Below are 24,412 nucleotides of genomic sequence, written 5' to 3'. Positions count from 1 at the left end.
GCTTTGCGGTAAAAAAACCTCTCCTGCATCGGCAGAAGAGGTTTTACGTCAATTCGCTCTTGGTTTATACTTACCGGTGTGTTTCACTTTAACATTGACCTCTATTTTATCGAGGGAATTGGCATCCAAATTGAAATCGTCATCCTTATTCAGTTCATGCCATTTTTTCGGGTAGTTTCTGTAAAGCCGTTCGCCCAACTGCAGCACATCTATTTTCTTGCTTAGCCCTATGGCATAACTTCTTCTGAGCTGATCTTCAATCACTTGCTCCGCTAGCTTCTCCATGTCCTTCGTAGAGATGTCCTCAACTAATTCGTCCACATAGGCATTCATTTTCACTTTAATATTGTAGTAGACCTTACCATCTCTAATCACAGGCAGAATATGCGATTTCGGTTTGACCATGATAATTGCCGCGACTGGCATGTTCGTGTCAGGAATATTAATCGGAGATCGCGACAGTTTCTCTTGGAGCCACCGAAATCCTAGAAGATCATGTTCGGACATCCATCCCAAGTATTTGCCATTTCGGAAATAACAAGCCCCATCAATTCTAAACATCGATTTTGCTTGTTTGTCCTCGGTCCAATTGTTTTTGTCAAGGGAAATCGAAGGAAGCATGGCTGTTTGTCCAGCTTCATTTACCTGCGAAATAAACTTAAAGCCGTAGAGCGGGGTAATATACGAGCGCTGAGAATAGATTTGCGAAGGACTATCCAATAAGGATTCGATTGGTGATACATTCAGAATCGATTTCTGTGAAAAAATATCCCGCAACGGCTTTTTTGTCCCATACAACAAAACGTTATACCGGATTTCACGAAAGCGGTTCATCATATCGTAAGCCTCTTTGACTCTTTGACCACTATTTACAAATCTTTCACTGCAAACAATCGATTTCACATGCCCCCAGGACACTCTTAACTGGGAAGTTGCGTAAATGGCATTAAACGATTCGGTAATCGTAGATCCTTCTCCCTTCCCAATCCATGCGGGGATATTTTCCCCTAACTTTGTTCCCTCGCTTTTGGCCAAATTTACAAAATTGAGTACCTGTACATAGGTAACATATTTTCCATCTTCGTAATCCAGTCCGATAGCCGTTACATAGGCCATATTCTGGATATCTTTGGAGTTCCAACACCCTGTTTGCACAAATAGGCAAGTTGTGATGATAAGAAGGAGACCGAGTGCTCTCATTCGGTGTCTTTCCCTTGATGATCTGGATCAATTGTACGCAGAATTTGCGGACGATTTCTCATTTCACTCCATGGGAACCTTAGAAAGCTCCTAAATACGTCTTTATAAATGAGAGGAGACAACGGAGAAAAGAAAGGAATGCCGAATGATTTGAGCCGGGACATGTGGAACACCAACAAAATCAAGCCCAAGATAAGTCCGTACATCCCAACGACCGCTGAAAGCAGGAAAATTAACACTCTGGCCACACTGACACCTGTGCTCAAGGATTGATTGACAAGCGTAGCTCCCGTGATTGCGGTAATGGCCCCAACAACGACAACTGAAGGCGAAACCAAGCCCGCGCGTATAGAGGCATCACCAATGACCAGTCCACCGATGACCGTTAAGGTTTGTCCGATTGAGCTGGGCAATCGCACACCAGCTTCTTTAAAAACCTCAAGGAAAAACAGTAAGGATAGCATTTCCATTTGAGCGGATAAGGGTACACCGCTTCGTGCTACCGATATCGTCGCCATGAGATGCAATGGAACTTGATCTTGGTGAAATGCAACTAGGGATACCCATAAGCCGGGCAAAAGGATAGAAATCCAAAAGCTTAATAAACGGATTATACGTGCGAAGGAAACGTATTGATAGCTGAAATGAATATCCTCAGGTGATTTCATCATCAATGAAAAGGACCCTGGAGCAATTAAAATCAGCGGGTTGCCATCGACAATAAGTATTAATCTCCCCGACAGTAAGCAGTTAACCGCATAATCGGGCCTACCCGTGAAGTCAGTCAAAGGAAATAACGCAAATTTCGAATCAGTAAGCGCTTCTTCCACTTGAGAGATGCTATAAATGCCGTCGACATTAATTTTATTCAAGCGAGATCGAACTTCTACCAGAATATCAGGAGCCAGAATGTCCTGAAAATACATGAATCCGATTTTCGTCCTCGTTCTTCTGCCGAGAGTGAGCGTTTCGCAGCATAAGGAACTACTTCGTATCCGTTTGCGAATCAAAGCAATGTTTGTCGCCAAATCTTCTACGAATCCATCTTTCGGTCCTTTGATCGATATCTCGGTGCTTGATTCCTCAGGTGTGCGCTGCGGGCGATTGCAAATGTTAAGCTTGTACATCGCGTCCGATGCCAAGAAAATGAGAAGAAGATCCCCTTGGAAGACGGCATCCGTTAATTCTTGTTCCGTTGCTTCTCCCTCAAAGGAAATGAGCGGTAATGCGCCAAGCGCATAGCCGTTCTGCAAATATTCGAAACCATTTTCTTGGTAAACGGTGTTCAACGCGGGCAGGACGACTTTCCCTATTTGAGGGGTATCGCATAAACCCTCTGCATAGATCATCATAATTGCGGACGACGGATCATCCTCGGCAAAAAAGTAAACCTGAATTTGCACATCAGAGCAATTTGCGAATAATTGCCGCAGCATGTGCTCTTTCGTTACGTTGTCCGATAGAGCTTCGCTACCGTTCATGTTGTTCTCTCCTTAGCGGGTTTGGCCCTCCACGCAATAAAGGCCAAAACAATGGTTATGATCATGGTGAAAATCAATGATATGGGAAAATATATTTTATACATCAACAAATAAAACGAAGTTTGGTTTGTAATAATGATAGAAAATACGAGAAAGCTGAGCGTTATTATCAAAATGAACCAACCTCGCGTTTTTGCCTTTTTAAACGAAATGATATCCGCCAATAAAAACTGAGCAAGACTGATTCGTACTGTTGCTCCAGCCAACCATTGAAACACCGACAAGAAATCGACGTGCTCGATATAATTGCCGATTCGAACAAGACGCCATTGCTCATAAGGAGAAACCATCTGCTTGGCGGCTTCTTTAGGACCGAATTCCGTGATCGCTCCTACAAGAGGGCCTAATGTTATGTATACCAAAATCGTACCGAGCAGCATCATTTGCCAAAACTGCATTTTCGATTTCAGACGATGCTGAAGCATTAGCATCAGCATGATCTCCACTAAAGCTCCACCTACATAAACCATACCATCCATGGCAGGCTTCCAGCCGTGCTCAAGAAAGGGCTTAAGCAGCGTGTAATCTTTCTCCGTCATATTTGCAAAGGAAACGAAATATCCAAACAAGACGACAAGAGGAAGCAAGATGCCAGCACCTATCGCAATCGTGTGAATGCCATTATAAGCCGAGTAATAACAAACCAATACGAGGACAATTATCATTATATATTGTGGGGTCGCAGGCAAATAATTAGTGACCGTCCAGATCTCCGTTTGGATGATCGTCATGACTCCAATCATAAACAACTCCACGCAAATCGGAGCAAGTATCAGCCAAGTAATTATAGGGTTCGTTTGGTTCGACAACCAGGTTCGCAGCTTCTGCTGACCTGATTTTTTCATAATATAAACAAGAAGAGCGCACCATGGAATATATAGAACGGCCGTCATGAGAACAGATATCCAAGCATCTCTGCCCGATGCATCCAGCACCAGCGGATTTACAATAACATGACTGAGTAAACCATTGAACAGCATCATGACCATAATGATTGATACAATACCGATTTTATCTTTTGTTCCGTCCATATCGTTTTCACCACCCGTTGCCATGAATGTCCAGTTATTTCCACAATAATCTTTTGTAATATATCCCTTTAGAGTATTTATTATCCATCAGGTTGCGTCACTCACATTCGGTTACTAATAACGTCGAATAAGCCTATGCGCAATGGCATGGGCTTATTCGACATCTTCATTTTTCATATATGTAAATCGTAATTTCGCACCTCTAAAAGGAACCCGTTATTCTCAAAGGGATGTGGTATTATTGATTTAACCATAATTTCGGTGGACATGCTGCCAGACAAGTAGGATTAAGTGCTCTCTTACCACTCCGCCACCGTACCATCCTCTTGGCGCCAAATCGGATTCTTCCAATTGTGCCCGATGGCCGCCATTTCGCGGACCTTTTCTTCATTGATTTCGATCCCTAGTCCGGGAGCCGTTAAATTCTTCACGAAGCCATTTTCATATTGGAACACGGAAGGATCTTTTAAGTAATCCAGCAGATCGCTGCCTTGATTATAATGAATGCCTAGGCTTTGCTCCTGAATGAATGCATTAGGCGAGCAGGTATCCAACTGTAGACAGGAAGCTAATGCTATAGGACCAAGCGGACAATGCGGAGCGATGGCAATGTCATAGGCTTCGGCCATTGCGGCAATTTTCCGGGTTTCTAAGATACCTCCAGCATGCGAAAGATCAGGTTGAATGATATCGACGATACCTTGGGCGAGTAGTTCTTTAAAGCCCCAGCGCGTGTACATGCGCTCTCCTGTGGCGATAGGACACGACGTATAACGAGCGATCTCTCTCAGCGCTTCATTGTTCTCAGGCAGAACGGGCTCTTCGATGAACATCGGGCGATACGGCTCGAGCTCTTTCACGATGATTTTGGCCATCGATTTATGAACGCGGCCGTGGAAGTCGATGCCGATGCCGACATCTTTGCCAACGGCTTCGCGGACGGCCGCAATGCGGGCAATGGCTTCATCTACTTTGCGGATCGAATCTATATAATGAAGTTCTTCCGTAGCATTCATTTTTACCGCGGTGAAGCCAGCTTGGACTTGCAACTTAGCAGCTTGACCAACGTCACTTGGGCGGTCGCCGCCAATCCAGGAGTAGACACGCGTGCGGTCGCGGCAAGCTCCCCCTAATAGATCGTAAACAGGGGCGTTGTAGAATTTGCCCTTAATGTCCCAGAGTGCTTGTTCGATACCAGAAATCGCACTGGAAAGAATAGGGCCTCCACGATAAAACCCGCCGCGGTATAGTACCTGAAACATATCTTCGATTCGCATCGGGTCCTTGCCAATGATATGGTCGCTCATTTCCATCACGGCTGCAGCGACCGTATCGGCTTTTCCTTCAACGACAGGTTCTCCCCAACCCGTGATCCCCTCATCCGTTTCGATTTTCAAAAACAACCATCTTGGCGGTACTTTGAACAATTCTAATTTTGTGATTTTCACGGTTTACTTCCTCTCCCTGTACCCTAGAATGTTTGACGGTCCACTGCATGTACGGCTGCCATGAGCTGTATGGCGTAGTTCGTAATCGCACTGTAATTACCTTGTTGAATTTCGTGAAGCGCTACCAAATTTCCTCCTATACCTACGGAGGAGGCGCCAGCTTGCAAATACGAAGGTGCATTTTCTTTCGTTATCCCTCCGACTGCAAGGATATTGAGTTCATTTAGAGGACCTCTGAGCTCTTTCAAATACGACGGCCCTAAGCTGGAGCAAGGAAAAAGCTTAACAATCGGAGCGCCGTAATTCATGGCCTGCACGATTTCGGTTGGTGTCATTGCACCCGGCATCGGAGTTACTTGATGTGCTAATGCTGTCTCAATCATGCCTAGATCGACATTCGGGGAAATAAGGAACTCTGCGCCTGCTTGTATGGCTTCTACGGCTTTACTCGCATTAAGGACTGTCCCAGCTCCAATTATCATCCGGCCATTATACTTTTCACGCATGTGATCTATGATTTGGAGCGCATTCGGTGTATTCAAAGTTACTTCTGCAAGTTGAATCCCCCCTGCAGCGAGTGCCTCGAATAGAGGGGGAGCCTGCGAGAGTTCAATACCGCGAATGATGGCAATAACTTTGGACTCTTTTAATGTATTTAATACGTCAGACATGGCACAACTCATGCTCCCTTCTGATTAAGAATATTGATCGCGATACTCCTGAGGGGTCATCCCGTAATGCTTTTTGAAAGCATGATTAAAGGAGTGCGGACGTTGGTATCCGAGCTGCGTGGCGATTTCGTAAATTTTATCGTGACCGTTTTTCAATAGATAGGAAGCTTTATCCATACGTACCCGATTGACGTAGTCGCTGAGATTATCGCCAGTTTCCAACTTATAAATTTTAGACACATAAACAGGGTGGAGATACACGTGATCCGCAATCGATTGCAAAGAGACATCACTGGCTAGATGCAGATCAATAAAAGATCGAATGTCATTAATTAAGGTGACCCGACTATCTTTTCTCTCTTGATCCATATCCTCCATCATCCGATGTAAGGAGCGAATGGACCATTCACGCAATTGGTTCACGCTGCGGAAGGGAATGCCTTCCGTCATTTTCTCGTAGTCCCCGCCAATGAGCTGGTGCAAGGGTCTGCCGTTTTTATGAGCAATGTAAGCAAACGCGGATGCAACCGAGAAGTAAACCTCCAACAGGTGCTCTTGGGACTCCGAGAATTTGGCTTCCATTTCGTCGAAAATCAATGAAAGCTTCTCTTCGGTATCTTCCCAGCGGGCTGCCTCCAAGAGATGATTGAGCGTAGGAGGTTCATACAGTTTCTGCAAAGCGGAAAGCTCCGTTTGGGCGGAGTCTTCGCCGAGTACCATTAATAATTCATGTTCGCTCCCAATACGTTTACGAAAGGCACTCAGAGAGGAGTTATATAAGGTTGTGATATCACCAGGGAACTCTCCCCAACTACTGAGCAGAATGGAGATTTTGCCCTTCAAATAATTGTTCACAGCGGATTGGAGGACAGCTGCTGTTCGTTCAAGCCAAGCGGGATCTTCCTTCTCGGTAGTAACCGGCTTCCGTTTCATGATGAAAACCAAATAATCATGTGCGTCTTTCGTAGACCAGCTATCGAATTTCTCGGCAAATAATTCCTCAACCATATTACTGATGGCATATTCCATTAAGGATAGACGCCCCATATCATATTCAAGGAAGTCAGATTCAAGTCGAATCATCATACATATACAAGTCTGTTCATGAAAATCAGGAAGTTCCAGCATATGCATTTTTTCTTGAAGCGATTGCTCAGAGAGTTTGCGTCCCTGAAGGAGATCATTCAGCAAGTTTCCTCGTAGTAGAGGCAGGTTTTCTTTGAACGTGTAAGTAAGCCGCTGGGTGGAGATGACTTCTTGCCATTCCTTCTGAAGCTTATCCATGACCCGACCAACCGTAGCTAGCAAATCCTTCTCTGTAACGGGCTTCAATAAATAATCCTCCGTACCTTGAAGGATGGCCTCTTTGGCGTAGTTGAAATCAGAGTAACCCGATAAGAGAATACACTTCGTTTTCTGCCATCTATCATTGATTTCAGCAATCAGTTCCAAGCCAGTAATCCCCGGCATTTGAATGTCCGTAATGACGATATCAATGGAAAATTGCTCAAGCAGCTCCAACGCTTCTTTACCCGAATATGCTTTGAAAATTTGTTCGATGCCCAGCGACGCCCAGTCAATCGTGGCGTGCAGCCGATCTACTACATGCGCTTCATCATCAACTATGAGAAGTTGAATCATGATCTTCTCTCCTGAGCAGCTGGAAGAGTTTCCAGCTGCTTCTCACGCTTCCAAGTCAACACAGCTTTCATGCCCCCATCTTCTCCTAATTGAAAAGTCAGCCCGGATCCTTCTCCAAATTGATAAAATAGCCGATGATGAATATTCCATGTGCCACAGCCAATGTCATCGGATATTGGTTGCTCCAGCTGTTTTGATAGCTGAGTTAATTGCTCTTGGTTCAGACCAGGGCCGTTATCCTCGACAATCACTCGGTTCCAGTCCCCATCTTGCTCGCCCTTGATGGTGATGCGGTCACTTTCCATACTGCGTTCAATACCATGAAGAATGGCGTTCTCCACCAAAGGTTGGAGAATAAGCCTAGGCACCGATTCGTTCAACATATCATCCGGAATGCGAATGTCGTACACTAGCCGATGAATACGCAACTGCTGAATGTTTAAATAGTGAATAACGAAATTCACTTCTTCCTGCAGCCGTACGACTTGTTTCTCGACTCTTGTTGTATACCGATAAAACTCGGCTAAATTTTGTGACATCRCCACAACGGATTCCTTATCCTCCATCTCGGCTGAATTGATAATGAAGAATAACGAATTGTACAGAAAATGCGGATGGATCTGTGACTGTAGTTGCTTCAAAGTGGCTTCGCGGGAGCGTATTTTCTCCGCATAAACATCTTCCACCAGCACTTGAATTTGCGTCGCCATTTCATTAAATCGTTGAATAAGGAAATCAAATTCATTCTTGGCTTTGTAGTCGATGCGTGCTGATAGGTCGCCCCTTTTCACCTTCTGTACACTTTGAATCATCTTGCCGATAGGTATCTGTACATTCCGATACAAGATAAAAGAAGCTAACACACTCATCATGAGCAAAAGTCCGATCGAGATGTAAAACAATTTGCGGGTCATGGTAATCGGAGACAGTATTTTCTGAACGGGCACATAGTCGACCAAATACCAATCCAGTTGTGTTGATTTTACATAACTGACCAGATACTGCTGTTTATCGATTTTTATTTGCATTTGGCCAGAGAGCGGTAGTGTAGATCCAGTTAGTTGTTCCCTGATCGAGGCCGTAATGGACGGATCTGAGGAACTGTTAAGAATGGAGGCCTGCCCACCATCCACCAAAAAAGGATCGCTTCGTTTATCTTTCTTATACACATCCAACAGCTGAACCATATTCTGCACACTAAATCTCACTTGATAAAGCACATTGGTTTGATCCACAATCTGCGCACGAATGGGCTCGCTAACTTCCCTAATGAACGATCCAACACCTTTGTCACCTTCACGTACTTCATAGGTCCAAGTTCTCTGAATCGGTCGATGCCAAGGCCATGCATCTGTACCATTTACGAAGATGCTGGAGGACAGCACTTGCTTCCCTTTGGGAATAGCTATCGTGAGTTCATTTACCCAACCGCTGGAGACACTTTGCAGGCTAAGCTTTTGGATGATGCGCGATTGTTCCTTCAACATGTCATAATCTGGCGAATCGTTCTTATCGATGTATTCCCTCACATAGGGGTCACTTCCCAAAATCACGGGAGACATCGCTAATCGCTCCACATCTGCATCCAGCTGGTGCATAAAAAAAGACAGTTGGTTCAAATTGGACGATTGTATCTGATCTTGAACGACATTGTTTGTAATTCGATTCGTATAACTGTAGAGCAGAACAATAGGAATGAGAAGCAGAACCAATAAGATTAAGATTTTGCTGAAAATATTCAGTTTATAGGGCATCATACGAAATCACCTTCCACGTATCTGCTAAGCTAACCAACTTCAAATTTAATATACGAGAGATGCTGTCTAAAAGAAAGGCGGCATCTCCCGTATTTACAATTCTGGTTATTAACCTTTAACAGCACCGGCGGAAAGTCCGCTTACGACGTAACGCTGAGATACTAAAGCGATGATGAGAACCGGAAGTGTGATAATGCAGGCGGCTGCCATCAATGCCCCCCAGTTGATTTCCGAGTAGGACATAAAGTTAAATACAGCGATCGGAAGCGTCTTTGTTTTGTCTCCGGCTAGAATCACTGAGAACATGAAATTGTTCCACGAGAAGATGAAGGAGAGAAGCGATGCCGTAATAACGCCAGGTCCCGAGATGGGCAAAATAATTCGTAAGAAAACTTGGTGGTGTGTACAGCCGTCGATAAGACCCGACTCTTCGATTTCGGTAGGCAGAGCCTCGAAAAATGAAATCATAATCCAAATAATAAAAGGCAGTCCGACAAGCATATGGCTTAAAATAAGTGCTGTATACGTGTCCACCAAATGGATTTTGGAGAACAAGATGAACCAAGGAATTAGAAACGTAATTCCCGGGATAATTCTCGCGACTAAGATGAGAAGCCCCAGCTTCTGAAGGTGATGACGAGCAATCGCATAGGCCGCAGGGAGACCTAGAATAAGTGACAACAGTGTTGAACCAGCGGCAACGAGGAAGCTATTCCAGATAAATCTAATGAAATCATATTCTTTAAACACGCTGACATAGTTGTGAAACGTCGGTTTGAAGATAAACATTTGGCCAGTCGACAAGATCTGTGATTGCGTCTTAAACGATGCTAGGAGCATCCATACGAATGGAAATGCAAACACAATGACGACCAGAAAGGTGAGCAGCGTTTGTGCAATTCTAGGACCTTTCTTTTTTTTCATGATGTGGCTCCCTCCATTCGTTTACGCATCCAAATCATAAATAAGGTTAATCCCATAACAAGGGCGAAGAAAATGACAAGTAGTGACGAAGCCATTCCAAGCTTAAAGTATTGGAAGCCAAGTACATATCCGTATAGATTCAAAGTCTCTGAAGCGAAGTTCGGTCCGCCTTGCGTCGTTGCATAAATGATGTCGAAAGTCTTCAAAACGTCAATTAATCGCAGCATAGCGGCCACAATAATGGTCGGTCTTAACAGTGGAAGTGTAATGGAAACAAACTTTCTCCATGTACTTGCGCCGTCTACATCCGCCGCTTCATAAGGATCTGTTGGGAGTGTAGCTAACCCTGCCATAATAATGAGTGCAATCATAGGCGTCCATTCCCACACATCGACGATAACAAGCGAAGGGATAACCTGATTAGGTGAAGCTAACCATAGGAGTGGCTCTAGACCAAACGTTTTGAGCAGCATGTTGGCTACCCCGATCGTTGGTTCGTAGATCAGCATCCAGACTAAGCCCATGGCTACCGGTGTTGCTACCATTGGCAGTAGGAAGATTGTTTTTACGATATTTTTCCCTTTGAATTCTCTTGAGAGTAAGAGGGCGATGGCAATACCAAGAATCACTTCGAGGGTAAGTGCAGCGAAAGTAAAATAAAACGTAGAGCCTGCTGCATGCCAGAATCGTTCATCTTTGAACAGGGCTATATAATTCGACAAACCCACCCAGAGAGGTGGTGTCGTTGCGGACATGCTCCATTCATAGAAGCTGATCCGAACGGTATAGATGATCGGAAACAGCATCATAAGCAGGACGAAGATGACCGCGGGAAGTGTATAAATCCATTTTAAGTTGCGGTTAAACCAACTGTATTGCACGCTGCATACACCCTTCCTGATGCCTTGATTTTCTGTATAAAGATGAAAAGGGCCATCAGATGACCCTTTTCACCCATCGAACACGTATTTATCTTGTTTTATCTTTATCCATAATTGTTTGGAGTGCTTGGTTGGCTTTGTCAGCAACAGGTTGAAGATTCGTTTCACCTGTCATAACCTTCTGAACAATTTCACCAACGGCATCACGAGCTTCACCAACACTAATTACGGTTGGACGGTCGTGGTCAACGCCTGTTTTGGCACTTTCCTTGATGATCGGAATGAGCTCAGCTGGGAAGCCAGTTGTGCCTTCTGGTTTATCCCATACCGAAGCGCGGGCACCAGGGTTACCTTTTTGCTGTGTTTTCAACACAATATCTTTACTTGTTGCCCATTGAATGAATGCCCAAGTCGCGTCTTTATTGGCGGATTTGGTGTTCATCGCAAGCCCCCAAGATGTAATACTGTAAGGTTTGGAGCCTGCTTTACCCCCAGGGAATACAGCAAACCCAACTTGATCAGAGATTTTCGATTTCGCCGGATCCGTTGCGTTCTGGTAGAGTGAGTTCGCATCGGTTAAGAAAGCGACCTTACCCTGCGCGAAGATACCGAAAGCTTGCGGCCATGACATATTGAGCACACCTGGAGGCGCATAATCTTTCAACAATGTACCGTAAGTCGTAAAGGCCTTGAGCGCTTCAGGCGTATTAATGCTAGCTTTTTCCCCTGTTGTGAAGTCTGCACCCTCGGAGTACAAGAACGAAGATACTTGCGTAACAAGTGGGGAACGTTGGCCTCGGGCTACGAATCCGTACATCTCATTTTTCGGATCGTGCAGCTTTTTAACAGCCGCGGTAAGCTCCTCTAACGTTTTAGGAACAGCGATACCCGCCTTTTGCAGCAAATCTTTCCGGTAATACAAAATTTCTTGTTCCGTAATGATCGGGATACCAGCTAATTTGGCATCAACTGTTGTTGAACCGATGGCGGATTTTGAGAAATCATTAAAATCGTAGTCTTTTGCTTTTTGAGCGTATTCATCAAGAGGTTGAAGCCAACCATTTTTGTAGAAAAGCTTGCCTTCTTGAAGAGGGCGATACATAAAAACATCAGGTGTTGCAGAACCAGAAGTGAATTGCACAGTCAGTTTCTGTGTGAGTTGATCCTCGAAAAAACTTTCAACATTCACCTTAATGCCCGTTTCTTTCTCGAAGTCAGGAAGCAAAGGCTTAATCGCTTCAGCCCAAGGATGGTTGGCTGTTACTAAGGAGATCGTCTTCCCTGCGAATGGCTTCGCATTGGCTGTTGCAGCAGCACTTGGCGCTGTTGTTGCTTGTTCTGTCTTCGTGGATGTATTGCCGCATCCTGCAACCACCGTTGCAGCCATGACGACTGTCGTGCTGACACCAATCCATTGTTTGAATGATTTTTTCATGTAATATGTGACCTCCCAAGTACGTTCAAATGGTTGTGTTTACATCTCTAAGAGTACCTGATTCCTCGGTTTGGTTGATATAACTAAGATTCAATATGGATAACTACAACTGAAGGAAATGGAAGTGCTGTAAGTAGTGTTGCCATTTTTCAAAGAAATTGTGAAGACCAGGGAGTCTACTGGAAATGAGATGGTTAATACCGCACCCGTACATAGCGGGGCGGTATTGACACATTACATCACTACGTCTACAATGTATAAAAATACAAATTAATGAATAATTATACGAAAGTGGTGACGACAGTGCAACACATTCTGTCCTTGCAAGAACTCGACAAAGAGAGCTTGTTCTCCATCATACTCAAAGGCATTGAGATCAAAAACAATCCCGAAGCTTACTACCATCAATGTGAGCGTAAGGGGTTGCTCATGCTTTTTCAAAAATCATCGACCCGAACGGCGCTTTCCTTTCATTCAGGTATTCATCAAATGGGTGGCTACGCGGTGAATATGGATTGGGATGCCAGCAATTTCAGTATCTCTCCCATTAAATACGAGGTCCGTTATGCATCAAGGAACTGCGATGTCATCATGGCTAGGCTCAAAAAGCATGTAGATGTACTAGAATTAGCTACCTATTCGGGGGTGCCTGTGATTAATGGATGTTGCGACATGTACCATCCGTGCCAAGCGCTTGCAGATTTAATGACGATTTATGAAGTTAAAGGGACTTTTGAAGGTGTAACTTTAGCCTATGTTGGCATTCATAATAATGTCGTCAATTCTTTAGTTGCAGGTTGTGTAACATTGGGAGTTAACCTACTGCTAGTCACCCCGATCGTGAATGAAGCTTCGTGGGATGAAGAGTTGATGAAGCGCGCTTATCAAAGTGGATTCGTTGAGGAGGTTGAAGTGCTGTCTGCTGCAATGAAAAAGGCTAATTTTATCTACACAGATACATGGGTCGACATGGAGTTTTTCTCGGATGCAGCTTACCAAGAAGAGAAGCAGAGACGAATTGACATTATGATGCCTTTCCAGATCAACAAGCACAGTCTTGGAAAGCATTCACCCTATATCATGCATGATATGCCCATTCATCCAGGTTTTGAAATTGCAGAAGATGTGGTTGAATCGGAGCAATCGATCATTTATCAGCAAGCGGAGAATCGGATGCATGTTCAGAAGAGCTTGCTTTTACACCTACTGAACATATAGATGGAGACCCACAGCAAATCGCTGAGGGCCTCTTTTACATAACCTAACCTCGCTTGAAAAAAGCAATCACAAACTCACGGAAATGAATGGCAGCCTGAGAGAGATAGTGCTTGCGATTCCAGGCGATACCGAAGGTGCGTTGACAGTAGGGTTCTGTTATTTTTAATTGCACGGTGTCCGGATTGGAAGCTCTTCTCCCTAAGGAAAGCGGAAGTGTGAAAGTAATGCCGAGCCCCATCTCGACCAAAGTTTGAACAGCGCTGACTTCCTCAAGCTCGAACGCGATGCGAGGTTCAAACCCCGCCTGACGGCAGAAGCCATCCGTAATTTCCCGGAAATTCGTTTGGGAGGACAAGGAGATGAAGGGTTCATTTGCAGCTTCTACTAACCGAATACTGTCTCTAGCGGCAAAACGGTGCCCCTTCGGGACTGTCAAATACAGCTCTTCTTCAACGAGTGTAAGCCATTCAATATCCGGTCCGATTACCGGTGTAGAAGAGATACAGAAATCGATTTCGGCATTCTCGAGATCATTTTTCATTTCCAAGGCAGATGCCAACTGTCGCTGGATGACTCGGACATGGGGGTGAAGGGTCAGGAATTCCTTGAGCAGAGTAGGCAGTACGTACGGTAGCGATACAAAAAGGGAAACGACGCCATGGTCGAGTCCAGCCATATCCTTGATCTCTCGTTCGCCTTCTTTCAGCTCTAGGAAAGCTTGCTCAACGCGGCGGAGATAGGTCTTCCCGAAGGCATTCAATTTCACATGCCTGCCTTGACGTTCGAACAAAGGGATACCTAACCTCTTCTCTAGCCGCTGGATAGAGTTGCTAAGGGAAGGCTGTGAGACATTGAGTTCTTTGGCCGCTTGGGTCATATGCTCAAGGCGTGCGACAGTCTGAAAATAATGAAGCTGTAGGAATTCCATGGTGAATCCTCGCTTTGTACATAACTTTGATGTGATCATTTTATCATATAATATGTATTATACATTATTGTTTTTCCCTCTTATACTAGTTCAACAGACAGAAAACCTTTGTGGAGAATGGAGCGCATATGTTGACTAGAGAGAGAATTTGGACGAAAAATTTTGTTGTCGTATGTATGAGCAGCTTTTTCATGTTTCTCACTTTTTATATTCTTGCTACGGCATTTCCCTTATATGTAAAAGATAGCTTGCACGGCGATCAGCAGCAAATGGGATTGTCGATAACGATTTATGTCATCGGTGGGGTGTTGATTAGACCCTTCTCAGGACAGTGGGTAGACCGATATGGTAAAAAGAAGATGGCCATTATCGGAATGGTCATTTTCTTATTGGCTTGCATCAGCTATTACGGTGCGAAGGGGATGTTCATGTTTCTGGTGATTCGTCTCATTCACGGCATGAGCTATGCGATCGCCTCAACAGCGACGAGTACGATTGCATCGTCACTCGTACCTAATTCACGTCAAGGTACGGGAATGGGCTATTTCAGCATGTTCATGAGTGTCGGCATGGTCATAGGTCCTGCACTGGGTTTATTTTTATGGAAAGATAAGGACATCCATGTGTTGCTGTTGGCGATTTGCGTGATTGCTGCGCTCTCGCTTCTTTTCACGCTGTGTATGCGAGTGCCGAAGCTAAGCCAAGAAGCGCTGCAGCCAGTGGAGCCAAAGCAACGGGAGAAACGACGCTTGCAGTGGAGTGATTTCATCGAACCCAAGGCACTGCCTATTTCGGTGGTGGGGTTTATTCTAGCTTTTGCCTATAGCTCCTTATCTGGCTTTATGTCCTCGTTTACGGTTGAAATTCATCAATCTCAAGTGGCAGGCACCTTCTTTGTTGTGTTTGCGCTGATGATCGTGGTGTTCCGGCCGCTGATTGGGAAAATATTCGATACTTACAATGAACATTATCTGTATTACCCTGGCATTATCTTGTTTGCAGTAGGCATGCTGCTGTTAAGCCAAGCGCACACGGCAACGATGGTTTTGGTGGCGGGCGTCATTATGGGCGTAGGCTATGGCGCGCTCTTACCTTGTTTTCAGGCACTAGCGATGAAACTGGCCCCTGAACACCGCAGAGGGAGTGCAACGGGGACATTTTTCTTGCTATTTGACCTCGGGTACGGCTTAGGGTCTTACGTCATGGGAATGATCGCTTCCGTATCGGATTATCGGATGATGTATGTCGTTGCAGGGCTCGTTCCGTTGTTATCCGCGGCTTTGTACTATGTGCTGCACCATCGCCCTCGAGCGAAGATCCAACTCCATAATCAGAATGCCAAGTTAGTATAAATAGGAGAATAGGCATAAAAACGTAAGCTTTTCCTCAAAATAAACCTTGTTCGAGAATTGTTTGCAGAGGAGAAGGTTTTTATGAAACGAAAGTTCTTATTAGTAACGCTGCTTGTAACGATGGTTCTCTCTTTCACTTTCATGCCGCTGGGCGCACAAGCCACCGCTGGGAAAGAGCCTGGTTCTGCGATGTGCATGAACGATGCGAAAGTGAAGCTGAAGCAAGACATGAGGAGACTTTGGGTCGATCATGTAGGCTGGACGAGGAGTTACATAATCAGCGCAATTGCTGGGGTTGAGGATCAGAAGGACGTGTTGGATAGGCTGTTGAAGAACCAGCAGGATATCGGTGACGCGGTGAAGCCATTTTATGGGGAAGCAGCAGGAAATAAGTTGGCTGAACTGCTGAGGGAGCACATCCAATTAGCTGGTGGTGTAGTAGACGCGGCGAAAGCTGGCAATCAAGCTGATCTAGCCAAATTAAACAAAGAGTTGTTTCGGAATGCGGATGATATTGCCAAATTTCTAAGCGCCGCTAACCCAAACTGGTCGGAGAAAGAACAACGGGACATGTTGTATGCACACTTGCAGTTTATTACCGATCAAGCTACTGCGAGGCTGAAAAAGGATTGGAAAGCCGATATTCTTGCCTATGATAAGGGTGAGGATCATATGATGATGTATGCGGATATGTTGTCAGATGGCATTATCAAGCAGTTTCCCGATAAGTTCAAATGAGTTCCCGAAATTTCAAATAAGCGCGTACCCCAAGCTGATACTGGTTGCATCCGGTGTCGGCTTGTTTTGTGCTTAATCGTGCGTAGATCGGGGGCGTCGTGCTATAATCGTGCCATATGAACGAGAGGAGAGGAAACGTCGAAACTTGTCGACTTTTCACGCCATATGGATATCAAAGAGCTCTTATCTTATTTAACCGAAGAGAATCTGATGCTGCTTTTGGACAAGTACCGTTCATTCGGTCCATTGCCTGGGCTGCTGCTTCCTTTTATGAAATCTTTCATTCCACCGCTCCCAACACTGGTGATCATTAGCGTAAATGCGGCTGTGTATGGGTTGTGGCTCGGTTTTCTGTACTCGTGGATCGGTATTGTATGTGGTTGCTTAGTGACGTTCGCGATTGTAAAAAAGGTGGCTGGCCACCCCTATCTCGTGCGCTGGTCGCAGAAACCGAACGTCCAAAAAAGTCTCATCTGGGCGCGGCGCCAAGCATTCAATTATGTCTTTATCCTTAGTTTATTTCCTCTGGGACCTTTTGTGGTCATTAATATGGCGGCGGGGCTGGTGCGGATGCGTTTTCGATCATTCCTCGTGGCGGTTGCAGCGGGGAAAGCGGTGATGGTTATGTCGGTAAGCTTTATTGGCTATGATCTGAAGCGGTTCATGGATCATCCGTATCAGCTTATTTATGTGGCCTTATTCATTGGGATTTCACTGGTGATTAGCAAAAGAGTAGAAAAACGGTTCATGTAATTGATGCCGCAAGATACCCCGCCTCTAGCAGGGCTTAATTCCCGATATACAGGGAGCGAAGCTTGAGCAGAGGCGGGGTCTTTGTGCATAGGAAAGAACTATTCGTTGGAGTCGCTCAACACACACAGAGTTAAGTTGGGATAGTTGGCTGCCAGCTCGGCGGCCTGTTGTTGTATTAGACGGAGGTCAAACGACTTGCTGAAAATTGCGCGATCAGGTAAAAATGTCACGCTCGTTCCAGTTTCCTTCGTCACACCCACCGTATGGACTTCGCTCTGAGGGATGCCATGCTTGTAGTGTTGCTGATAAACGCGCCCATCCCGCTTGATGGTAACGGAAAGCTTAAGGGAGAGTGCGTTGACGATTGGCATGCTGATGCCTTTCTCACTGCCAGGGGCGAAGAACTGGGCACTTCCGCGTAGGTGGTTCATATCCGTCAGAACAGACTGAACACGAAGTAATTCTACATCAGGCAAGGCCTGAACAGGGATGCCACGGCCATTGTCCGAGACTGTTATACTGCCATCCTCATGCGCAATGAGACTAACTTCCGTACATGTGCCATGCTGATGTTCCAACAGGCAGTTCTCCACGACAGCCCAAAGCAGCAGGTGTGGGTTATAGGCATCAGCGGCGCCTCCTAGGTAGTCAGGAGCATTCGTACGTGCCTCCGTCATCGCGATGTAGTCGGTTGTATCCATCAGATCCGAAGTAGCTGCGAGGAGTAAAAGCAGAGGAAGTACACGATGACCAGGAATTGCATACGTTCCGCCTCGCTCTTCTTGCACGAGCAAATCCGCGCCAACTAAGGCTTTCATATGATGATAAAGCTGCCCCGTCGTGCCCATATTCAAGCGTTCCACAAGCTCAGGTCCCGTTAGTGGCTCCTGTAATACTAATCGCAAAATATCCAAACGCTGCTTATGCGCAAGGGCTCCCAATACTTTGGCCGATTTATCGCCATCGAGTAAGAGTAACTGGCTGACTTGTTTGTCCTGCGGCTCCCAACGGTAGCTCGCATTCTCTCCCCGATACTGTCCAGAATAAAACAAACGGCCTAGCTCAGCCGAAGCAGGAGCTTCTTTGGTAGATGTGTTGATAGGGGAATGCTCCTGTGCATCCCTTTTCAGTAATTGCTGAACCAGCTGACCCAGTTGGTTCATTTGTGCCTTCAAAGCATCTAGCTCGGTGCCATAATCTCGCGTTGTGGTCAAAAAAGATCACCTCACATAAATTATTTAATTACGTAATTAAATAATAACATAATAGGGCTGTCTGAGGCAAGGGCGGGGGAATACAGTAATTGACTGCAAGACCGATGAACCTCCCCGGCCTAATTGAGGGCAAGGCAACAAGTGAGGAATTAAAAATAACTGGATTTTATGTAGCTACTTTTGCTGTGAAACCCACTTTGAGGAGATTAACTGGAAAAAATACAGCTAAATTTGAGCATTTACGCTGAATGTGGGGAATGTTGAGGAATTAGATGGAGTTTTTCCATCTAGTTCAGGAAAATGGTTATAAACGAGGGAATTAGCTGTAGGAAATCCAGTTAAAGTTTTCAGGCCCGCGAGGGGGACCTATGGGAGGAAACTGACGAGAGGGCAAGAATGCCAAAGGAAAGGCGATGCTACTTAAAGACACATGTGCAACGAGAATTCGAAATTCCAACCTTTCAGCATGTTCACCAATCCACCTCAAACCCGAACCTCAGCCACACCACAACCTCGCCTGAATTCAAACTCAGTCAAATCAAAATTTCGCCCAACCCCAACCCCGGATCGCAACCTCGCCCGAATTCAACCTCAATCAAATCAAAATTTTGCCCCACTCCCAACCCGGATCGCAACCCGAACCCGAACCTCAAGCCACACCACAACCTCGCCTGAATTCAACCTCAATCAAATCAAAATTTTGCCCCAATCCCAAGCCGGATCGCAACGGGAACCCGAACCTCAAGCCACACCACAACCTCGCCCAATTCAACCTCAATCCAACCAAAATCTAACCCAACCGCAACCCGGATCGCAACCGGAGACCCCAACCCCCGCGCGCTACATTGGATGTATCCAGTGTACGGTTCTGACAAGTAGCCAAGTATGAGTTTGATTGGACCAATCAAGCCACAAAAAAGACGAACCAACGCTTAATGCAGCGTTAATTCGTCCCTTCCTTGCGTTTCCAATTCCGTGTATACGCGGACCTGATCTTGATTGTCTATCGTAGCGAGCACGACGTGCTCGAGTTGGGCATGTGCGGCCTTCATCTGCGCCTCCAGCCAAGCCAGATCTTTCCCTTGCTGCGCGAGCAGCTTTTTATCATAGGCGCCTTGTATGATCAGTGGCTTCACGAGAGAGAAAGGGGCGCTGGGAATTGCCATATCTTTGGCGGTTACCGTTTGATGCTGCGGCTCGAGGAATACGGAAACCATCCCACCGGGCTCCCACAATGCTAGCGCCACTTTCTGGATATCCTCCACTTGTTGCTTGCGAAGCTCCGAGAAGAGGTGGTCGACTGAGATTTTGGCTTTGCGCAGGCCGCCCATGCGAAGTTTTCCGTGTTCAATAAGCGTCAGGGGTGACGGTTCAAAGAGATGTTTGAGGAAGTTCCATTTTAGACTCAGCCAAGAGGTTGTGAGATATAGTACGACGAGCGCAACGGTAGTGATCATGGAGCCTGTTAAAGCTAGGTGCTCATCCGAGAGCGGGTGTGCCATGATATTACCTAGAATAAGAGCGATGACAAAATCGAGAAAGCGGAGTTGAGAGATCGAGCGTTGGCCTAATGCTTTGGCGGTGATGAGCAGAAAAAAGTAGCCTACGACGGCACGTAAAATCCACTGCATGGTGGTCAGTGATTCTTGACTGCGAAAGAAGTCCAAGGGTCGTCACACTCCCAACATAAGGTAAATGCTCCCTATAACGTACCCTTGTATGGGATCAGCTATCCGCGGTTTGCAGGGGAGCAGCCCCGATGATCTAGTGCTTGTCGCTAGTGAGTCCGACCTGCTCCTCGCTCCAATCCCAGAGCTGAAGAGCTAGCGTGTCGTCCTTCGCTCGGGCGGAAACAGGCGCAATTGCCCGCCTGTAGAAGTACTCGCCGCTGACCGTCTGCACGTCCGGGCTTGTGGCCAAAAACACCGCCGTATCCGCGCCCTGCGCCGCCGTCAAGAAAAACGGCCGCATCATCGCATGCACGGCCTTCCCAAACCCGGTGTCGCGATCGACACCGATGTTCGTGGCCACGGCTCCCGGATGGAGCGAGTTGGCCGTGGCAGAAGTGCCTGCGAGCCGCTTCGCGAGCTCGCGGGTGAACAGGATATTCGCCAGCTTCGACTGGGCGTATCCGTTCCAGACCCGGAACCCTCGCTGCAGGTGAGGGTTGGCCCAATCGATGCGCCCGATTTTGTGGGCGCCGGAGGAGACATTGACGATCCGCCCCTGCGGAGCGCGGTTGATAGCGTCCAGCAGAAGCTGGGTCAGCAGGAAGTGGCCGAGATGGTTGACACCCATCATGGACTCGAAGCCATCTGCTGTGGTTTTTCGCTTCACGGTGACGACGCCAGCGTTGTTCACGAGCACGTCGAGCACGTCGTGCTTAGCTAGAAACGCCTCCGCAAAGGCTCGAATGCTCGCAAGCGAAGCGAGGTCGCAGAGCATCAGCTCGATGAGCTCGGAGCCGCTCTGGCGTCGTGCTTCTACGAGCGCCTGCTCGCCTCTTTGTTTGCTGCGGCAAAGCATGATGACGTTGGCGCCTAGCTTGGCCACTGCTACCGTTGTGGCAAGGCCCATGCCGGAGTTAGCTCCGGTGATGAGTACCGTTTTATTGTCCATCGCGGATCGCCTCCCTTTTACTTCCAGTATAGCCCATGAGAAGAATCCCCGCTTACTATATTGCGCTAACGATGCTGCATGGGGGTTTTCTTTTTATGTTAAACTAGTTGGATAGAATTCAATCAGTGGAAGTGAGGAGCGTGCACACGTGGAAGCGAAAAAAGCAGCAGCAGAGCTAGCTATTATGGAGATCCAAGATGGGATGATTGTCGGTTTGGGGACAGGATCTACGGCCTACTGGGCGATCCAAGGGCTTGGTGCTCGGGTGCAAAACGGCCTGCACATTCAGGCTGTTGCGACCTCAGTCGCCTCAGAGAACTTGGCTAAGGAGTTAGGCATCCCGCTTATTCCTTTTGCAGATATCTCAGAAATCGATGTCACGATAGATGGAGCCGACGAAGTCGATCCAGATTGGCACTTAATTAAAGGTGGGGGAGGCGCGCTGCTGCGGGAGAAAATCGTCGCATTTTCAAGTAAGAAGCTGATTATTGTGGTCGATGAAAGTAAAGTTGTTGCGCAGCTTGGCGCATTTCCACTACCTGTTGAAGTTGTTAAATTTGGCTATGAACTGACGATTCGAAAACTCCGAGCGCTTGGCTGCGAGCCCATGGTTAGAGTTGCTGACAGTCAGCCATTTGTGACGGACAATGGTAACTATATTATCGATTGTCAGTTTGCCAGCATCCCGAGCCCTGTTGAGCTTCATCAAGCTATTAATGGAATTCCGGGTGTAGTGGAGAATGGACTTTTTATCGGAATGGCGAGCCAGGTGATTGTCGGGTATAAGGAGGGTTCGGTGGGGAAATTGTAGGAAAATAACACGCCAAATAAAAAAGAGTTGCTCCACATGTCTCTGATGATTTGAGGGGCAACTCTTCTGTGTTTAAGTCGAGATTTAGAAGTCTCGATTGTCGTATTTTAAGAAATAGCTGGAAAACCTCCAGCTAATTCTGTCGTATTTCAACCAATTCGCAGATTAACTGGAAAAACTCCCGCTATTTCAGCCGTTAGGCGCCATTCTGGATCAAATGCTTCAGATTAGCTGTAGGAAATCCAGTTATTCGTCTCAAAAGGCTCATTCCGCTGAAATTAGCTACAGAAAAACCATCTATTCTACAGGAACTCCACCACGAGGGCGGAGGGGGATGGGCCTATTCTACTTGTCACTCCGTCGATAGGGCGAAGGAGGTGTTAGATTGGATGCAGTCAACTTGTAGCTCCAACACTAGGGCGAAAGGGTGTGCGAATGTATCAGTCAGTTGTGCAAGGTTATCCATGCGAATGGGTGTACGCTACCTGTCACTCAGCCGTTGGGGCAGAGGACGAATAGGCATAAGCAGGTGTACATGGTGGTGTTGAGCCTGCAAAGGCATCGCCTACACCAAAGGCTGCATACCCATCTCAACCCAACTCTCCCTTGTTGGACCATAAATATCGGGAACGCGCAATCCCGCTTGGCGCATCAAGACGATCATTTCACCGCGGTGATGAATTTCATGGGAGATGAGGACGCGCAGTGTAAGCCCGTTAGGCCACTGATCGCCATACATATCGCTTGTTTCGAACAACTTCGCATCTGTCCATTGCGATTGAATCGCTTCGATGGCTGCGGCAGCAGAGGTGCGGTAGGTGTCAGCGATGATTTGGGCAGAAGCGGGAGCAAGTTCTTCCCCTTCAGGTGCAGCGAAGGTCAGTCCCGTGCGGGATAGCATCTCGTGGACCGTTGTGGCGATGTGCCAAGCAATTTGTCCAAGTGAACGGAGTTCAGGTGTGATTTTCTGAGTAAGGGAAGCATCCGTTAGGGCGTCCATAACGCGCTGGGTGCCTTGCGCTTCGCGGGCATATTCGGTTGCAAAATCTTCAATCATTTTGATCATGGGGGTTGTCCTCCTCAAAGTTTTTCGCCAGAAAAACTGGCATCTTTAGCATGTGTTTGGTCTTTTCCCCAGAGGACTTCGGTCTTGTCTCCAAAGAACCTGGCATCTAGCATGCATTCCTGTATGGATACGTTGTCAGAAGGGGCAGAGTTTCATATAGATGCTTGCTCTTGGTTGATACGCACACCTCGTATCCCTAGTATAGACAAACAATGCTGACAACAGCGTGTCAGTGATTCGAATAGAGGGCGACTATTTTTTCGGCCTTTTCTTTGACGATGGCTGCGATATGCTTGGGTTCTAGAATACGCAGGTTTGGACCATAGCCGAGCAGCATGCCATGCAGCCAAGGTTCATCGGGCTGCGTCGCTCTAATCATGAGTGTTCCATCGGACTGAATGGTCACATCCTCAGGTCGGAAATAGTCTTCGATCTGCGCCCTAACATTCGGCTGCGCGTGGAGCACGAGCGTAATGAGGGTGGAAGGGTCTCTTTGGCCTCGACGATAATCAAGCTTCTCCAACGTTTCTTGTTTGCGTTCGAATGTTTGGGAAAGCACGTCGATGCCATTCATGCGGGATAAGCGAAAAACCCGGAAATCCTCCCGCAGCAAGCAGTAGCCGTACAGATACCAACCGAAGCCTTTGACCACGATGCCCATAGGTTCTACGGTTCGCACGGACGGTTCGCTTTGCGATGAAAGATAGGAAAAGGTGACGAGTCTTGTCTCCTTAATTGCGGTGCGAAGAGCTGTCAGCTGCTCTGTGTTTTGATGCCCACTGCTCCATGGATTCATATCAAGAATAAGCTGGTTGCCCAGTCTGGCTGCATCGGGTTGCTCGGATTTGGCGACGAGTGCGCCGACTTTATCCAGCAGATTGCTGATTTCTTGGTCGGGGACGGAAGCGCGAATTCCTTTGAGGCCCGTGATGATCGATTGCAGCTCTTCCAAGGACAGAAACTGTCGATCTAGCCGATATTGGTCCATGATTTCATAACCACCGCTGAGTCCCGCATAGGAAACAACCGGAATGCCAGCTTGGTTAATAGCCTCCACATCCCGATAAATGGTGCGCAAAGACACCTCAAACCGCTCGGAAAGCTCTTTGGCACTAATACGGCGACGATTGAGCAGCAGCATGGTGATGGCGAGTAAACGATCTATTTTCAAAAGGAACACCTCA

General features: G+C 46.7%; 22 protein-coding genes. 6 read left to right on the top strand and 16 right to left on the bottom strand.

The window, feature by feature from the left end:
- Positions 1-48: 48 nt before the first annotated feature.
- From AB4114_RS18265 to AB4114_RS18220, 10 genes are all read right to left on the bottom strand, one after another.
- The gene (locus AB4114_RS18265) at positions 49-1,200 is read right to left on the bottom strand and encodes a Ger(x)C family spore germination protein (RefSeq protein WP_441989754.1); all 1,152 of its coding nucleotides are present in this window, start codon (positions 1,198-1,200) and stop codon (positions 49-51) included.
- Positions 1,197-2,681 carry a spore germination protein gene (locus AB4114_RS18260; protein ID WP_441989753.1) on the bottom strand — a complete coding sequence of 495 codons (1,485 nt, stop codon included), beginning with the start codon at positions 2,679-2,681 and terminating at the stop codon, positions 1,197-1,199. The genes AB4114_RS18265 and AB4114_RS18260 overlap by 4 nt, the downstream gene beginning before the upstream one ends.
- Positions 2,678-3,772 carry a GerAB/ArcD/ProY family transporter gene (locus AB4114_RS18255; RefSeq protein ID WP_441989752.1) on the bottom strand — a complete coding sequence of 365 codons (1,095 nt, stop codon included), beginning with the start codon at positions 3,770-3,772 and terminating at the stop codon, positions 2,678-2,680. Before AB4114_RS18255 ends, AB4114_RS18260 begins: the two co-directional genes overlap by 4 nt.
- 299 nt (positions 3,773-4,071) lie before the next feature.
- Positions 4,072-5,220 (bottom strand): galactonate dehydratase, encoded by a 1,149-nt coding sequence (dgoD, locus tag AB4114_RS18250; protein ID WP_441989751.1) that lies wholly within the window; start codon positions 5,218-5,220, stop codon positions 4,072-4,074.
- 23 nt (positions 5,221-5,243) lie between these two features.
- A complete protein-coding gene (locus AB4114_RS18245; RefSeq protein ID WP_441989750.1) occupies positions 5,244-5,891 on the bottom strand; it encodes a bifunctional 4-hydroxy-2-oxoglutarate aldolase/2-dehydro-3-deoxy-phosphogluconate aldolase in 648 nt (215 codons plus the stop codon).
- Positions 5,892-5,915: 24 nt separating this feature from the next.
- On the bottom strand, positions 5,916-7,532 hold the full coding sequence (locus AB4114_RS18240; RefSeq protein WP_441989749.1) for a response regulator transcription factor: 1,617 nt from the start codon (positions 7,530-7,532) through the stop codon (positions 5,916-5,918).
- Entirely contained in the window at positions 7,529-9,289 is a 1,761-nt protein-coding gene (locus AB4114_RS18235; protein ID WP_441989748.1) for a sensor histidine kinase, read from the bottom strand. Before AB4114_RS18235 ends, AB4114_RS18240 begins: the two co-directional genes overlap by 4 nt.
- 108 nt (positions 9,290-9,397) lie before the next feature.
- Positions 9,398-10,213, bottom strand: coding sequence for a carbohydrate ABC transporter permease (locus AB4114_RS18230; protein ID WP_441989747.1), 816 nt, complete (start codon positions 10,211-10,213; stop codon positions 9,398-9,400).
- The gene (locus AB4114_RS18225) at positions 10,210-11,094 is read right to left on the bottom strand and encodes a carbohydrate ABC transporter permease (RefSeq protein WP_171638405.1); all 885 of its coding nucleotides are present in this window, start codon (positions 11,092-11,094) and stop codon (positions 10,210-10,212) included. Before AB4114_RS18225 ends, AB4114_RS18230 begins: the two co-directional genes overlap by 4 nt.
- A gap of 88 nt (positions 11,095-11,182) precedes the next feature.
- A complete protein-coding gene (locus AB4114_RS18220) occupies positions 11,183-12,529 on the bottom strand; it encodes an ABC transporter substrate-binding protein (RefSeq protein WP_441989746.1) in 1,347 nt (448 codons plus the stop codon).
- A gap of 303 nt (positions 12,530-12,832) precedes the next feature.
- Here AB4114_RS18220 and AB4114_RS18215 point away from each other — a divergent pair, with 303 nt between their 5' ends.
- A complete protein-coding gene (locus AB4114_RS18215; protein WP_441989745.1) occupies positions 12,833-13,747 on the top strand; it encodes an ornithine carbamoyltransferase in 915 nt (304 codons plus the stop codon).
- A 43-nt stretch (positions 13,748-13,790) separates the two neighbouring features.
- On the opposite strand, the gene AB4114_RS18210 is transcribed toward AB4114_RS18215, so the two are convergent.
- Positions 13,791-14,675 (bottom strand): LysR family transcriptional regulator, encoded by an 885-nt coding sequence (locus AB4114_RS18210; RefSeq protein WP_441989744.1) that lies wholly within the window; start codon positions 14,673-14,675, stop codon positions 13,791-13,793.
- Positions 14,676-14,803: 128 nt separating this feature from the next.
- On the opposite strand from AB4114_RS18210, the gene AB4114_RS18205 reads away from it, so the two are divergent.
- From AB4114_RS18205 to AB4114_RS18195, 3 genes are all read left to right on the top strand, one after another.
- A complete protein-coding gene (locus tag AB4114_RS18205) occupies positions 14,804-16,027 on the top strand; it encodes an MFS transporter (RefSeq protein ID WP_441989743.1) in 1,224 nt (407 codons plus the stop codon).
- Positions 16,028-16,108: 81 nt separating this feature from the next.
- Positions 16,109-16,765 carry a glycosyltransferase gene (locus tag AB4114_RS18200; protein WP_441989742.1) on the top strand — a complete coding sequence of 219 codons (657 nt, stop codon included), beginning with the start codon at positions 16,109-16,111 and terminating at the stop codon, positions 16,763-16,765.
- Between the two features lie 165 nt (positions 16,766-16,930).
- Positions 16,931-17,518, top strand: coding sequence for a TVP38/TMEM64 family protein (locus AB4114_RS18195; RefSeq protein ID WP_441989741.1), 588 nt, complete (start codon positions 16,931-16,933; stop codon positions 17,516-17,518).
- Positions 17,519-17,616: 98 nt separating this feature from the next.
- Here the strand turns inward: AB4114_RS18195 and AB4114_RS18190 are convergent, their stop codons facing one another.
- Positions 17,617-18,732 (bottom strand): ATP-binding protein, encoded by a 1,116-nt coding sequence (locus AB4114_RS18190; protein ID WP_441989740.1) that lies wholly within the window; start codon positions 18,730-18,732, stop codon positions 17,617-17,619.
- A gap of 89 nt (positions 18,733-18,821) precedes the next feature.
- On the opposite strand from AB4114_RS18190, the gene AB4114_RS18185 reads away from it, so the two are divergent.
- Positions 18,822-18,980 carry a hypothetical protein gene (locus AB4114_RS18185; protein ID WP_441989739.1) on the top strand — a complete coding sequence of 53 codons (159 nt, stop codon included), beginning with the start codon at positions 18,822-18,824 and terminating at the stop codon, positions 18,978-18,980.
- 684 nt (positions 18,981-19,664) lie between these two features.
- Here AB4114_RS18185 and AB4114_RS18180 read toward each other — a convergent pair.
- Positions 19,665-20,399 carry a DUF421 domain-containing protein gene (locus AB4114_RS18180; protein ID WP_441989738.1) on the bottom strand — a complete coding sequence of 245 codons (735 nt, stop codon included), beginning with the start codon at positions 20,397-20,399 and terminating at the stop codon, positions 19,665-19,667.
- A 97-nt stretch (positions 20,400-20,496) separates the two neighbouring features.
- Positions 20,497-21,351 (bottom strand): SDR family oxidoreductase, encoded by an 855-nt coding sequence (locus AB4114_RS18175; RefSeq protein ID WP_441989737.1) that lies wholly within the window; start codon positions 21,349-21,351, stop codon positions 20,497-20,499.
- A gap of 148 nt (positions 21,352-21,499) precedes the next feature.
- On the opposite strand from AB4114_RS18175, the gene rpiA reads away from it, so the two are divergent.
- The gene (gene rpiA / locus AB4114_RS18170) at positions 21,500-22,162 is read left to right on the top strand and encodes a ribose-5-phosphate isomerase RpiA (protein ID WP_441989736.1); all 663 of its coding nucleotides are present in this window, start codon (positions 21,500-21,502) and stop codon (positions 22,160-22,162) included.
- A gap of 565 nt (positions 22,163-22,727) precedes the next feature.
- Here rpiA and AB4114_RS18165 read toward each other — a convergent pair.
- The gene (locus AB4114_RS18165; RefSeq protein ID WP_441989735.1) at positions 22,728-23,228 is read right to left on the bottom strand and encodes a DinB family protein; all 501 of its coding nucleotides are present in this window, start codon (positions 23,226-23,228) and stop codon (positions 22,728-22,730) included.
- 229 nt (positions 23,229-23,457) lie between these two features.
- Positions 23,458-24,399 (bottom strand): helix-turn-helix transcriptional regulator, encoded by a 942-nt coding sequence (locus AB4114_RS18160; protein ID WP_441989734.1) that lies wholly within the window; start codon positions 24,397-24,399, stop codon positions 23,458-23,460.
- Positions 24,400-24,412: the final 13 nt, after the last annotated feature.

It is taken from the genome of Paenibacillus sp. 2RAB27 (assembly GCF_052115445.1).
Taxonomy (GTDB): Bacteria; Bacillota; Bacilli; order Paenibacillales; family NBRC-103111; genus Paenibacillus_E.
The sequence above is the reverse complement of the archived record's forward strand: the minus strand, read 5'-3'. Positions and strand labels throughout refer to the sequence as shown.